Annotated in this window: 2 protein-coding genes; both read right to left on the bottom strand. The window is 61.2% G+C overall.

All coding sequences use genetic code 11. From position 1 onward, the window contains the following. Positions 1-98 precede the first annotated feature (98 nt). Positions 99-1,004, bottom strand: a complete 906-nt coding sequence (locus ABG80_RS18365; protein WP_152987741.1) for a hypothetical protein — start codon at positions 1,002-1,004, stop codon at positions 99-101. A gap of 224 nt (positions 1,005-1,228) precedes the next feature. After that, positions 1,229-2,276, bottom strand: a 1,048-nt coding sequence (locus ABG80_RS18370; protein WP_235513950.1) for a DUF6708 domain-containing protein, incomplete at its 5' end; no start/stop codon positions are given.

Raw genomic sequence — 2,276 nt, forward strand, 5'->3', positions numbered from 1 at the left:
AGCATCTGCTTGCGCGCTTTCCTGCATGTCCTTACCGGCTTTGCCAGAGAGTGCATATCGGTGCAGCCAGTGCGTGATCACCGTCATGGCTTCTTCGATCATGTCGGCTTCACCTTGATCAACTTGTCCAACTCTCGCGACTCCTCATCCCAGTCACGCCATTGCTGGTCTTTCGGCTTCTTTCCCCAGCAAGTGCGTGCCATCCACTCAGCGATGGGCTTCTTCTCGAACGCCCAAATCAAGGCCGCCACAGCCAGACCGATGAGGCCAGCACGGATACCAATCCGTGCGGCAAGGGCGCGAGAGCGGACTGCAACAGTCGGCTTCATCCAGCCTTTTGCCTGAAAGAATGAAGCGCTGCCGCTGGCGATGGTGGCTGTGCCTGAAACGAAGCCTGCAGCAGACGCTCCGGCGTACAACACAGAAAGTCCGATTCGATCCTCATCAAAACGCTCTCGTGCGTTGACCCCAGCCCAATACGCCCCAATGAACGAAGCCACGCCGCCGCACAGCCCCCCGAGCCCCTTGGTCACGCCCCACTGCAGGTTCTCGCCATACACGCCCTTGACCCATGCCGCGCGGATGTCAGCAACGGCATTGACACCGCCCAACACTGCCGCGCGCAGCGCGGCTTCGGCCTGAGGCTGCTTGAAGCGATCGGCCTTGGCCAATGCGCCCTCGGCCTTGTGATAGTTGATCAGCTCAAAGACGAGGCTGATGGCGCTGAGCCTGCCGTCCAGGTTGAAGCCCTTCTTGACGTTGACAAAGGTATCTGCCGCCAAGGCGGTGCTGACCTCGCGCATCTGCCCGAACTGGCGCATCGTGTTCTGCGCAGCCTCTACGGTCTCAGGTGCAACCACCACATAGCGCAAGCCGCTGACCGCATCGGGCTTGGGCTGCGGCAAGGTGGCCGCCAGCACCGGCGCTTGGCCCGGCACCGCCATGCGTGTGCCAAAGTCGCGTTTGAAGGCAAACGGGTTGCTGCCGTCCAGGCTCAAGGTCATGTCCACCATGCGCCAGGTGGAGAACTCGAAGAACCGTGCCAGGCCCCTCAGGCCATCGCTTGTCGTGAACGCATGTTGAGCCCACATGGCACCAGCGCGGGTCCAGATCACGCCTTCAAACAGCGTCTTGACGACGCGGTTGGTGTTGTCGTCCGACAGCGCCTTGGACAGCGGCCCGGCGGCCGTGGCCAGGGTGTGCGGATGATCCAGCCAGGTCAGTTGCGTCAAGACATCTCCACCGGCCACTTCGGCTCGCGCCCTGTGAGGATGGCGACGAAATGCGCCAGCGACAGCAGCACCAGCAGCGGTGACAGCACCGCCATGAAGATCAGGTGCCCCAATCCCAGCGTGCCTTTGCGCTGCAACTCCAGCGCCCCGGTGATGTTGAAGTAGGTATTGAACGAATAAGCCAGCGAGGGCGTCATCTTCGCCCAACGCTTGGGTGTGGGCACAGCCTGCGGCCCCTCGGCCATGTAGCGCTGGATGTAGGCGATGAAGGCATCTGACTTGGCCTGGTTGGTGATGGTTTTGCCGACCACGAAGCGGCGCTTGATGCGCCGGGTGGCCGGGTCCACGCTCAGGAAGGTGGTGGGGAAGATGCGCGCGCCTTCGCCGTTGTCACCGTCTCGCTGGCCGCGCATCAGGTAGAGGCTGTCATCCCACGGTACGCTGAATGGCCCGCCCACGCGCGAGCTGCGCCAGACATGCACCATGCGTCGCTCGCGGTCGAAGCGGATGGGGTTGGCTCGGTAATGAAACCAGTCGAAGCTGACAAAGTAGCGCCAGAAGAGCCAAGCTCCTCCAGAGAAAAGAACGACGGCAAAGCTGCCGGCGGCGAGCATGTCTAGCCTTGTATTCCCCGCCATAACCTTTTCAACCATCATCATGGCGAAGTCAATTGCAGCGGTCACACCTAGCCAGACGAACGCAACACCCGGCACGCACAAGAAACCTCGCATGTGGTGCGAAGCCGACATGGCATCGAGGTGTCGCTCGTCGATGGCAAAGATCGACTCGTTGTCGTCGGGATCAGCAGCGATGGCGTTGCGCCCGACACAGAGCAGTTCCGCACCAGGGCGTTCTGCCAACTCCTCCTCCAGCGTTCCGTCACCCTCTCCGGTGTAGAGGTTCATGTCAGCATCTGCTTGCGCGCTTTCCTGCATGTCCTTACCGGCTTTGCCAGAGAGTGCATATCGGTGCAGCCAGTGCGTGATCACCGTCATGGCTTCTTCGATCATGTCGGCTTCACCTTGATCAACTTGTCCAACTCTC

The organism is Aquabacterium parvum (genome assembly GCF_001447195.1).
GTDB lineage: Bacteria > Pseudomonadota > Gammaproteobacteria > Burkholderiales > Burkholderiaceae_C > Aquabacterium > Aquabacterium parvum.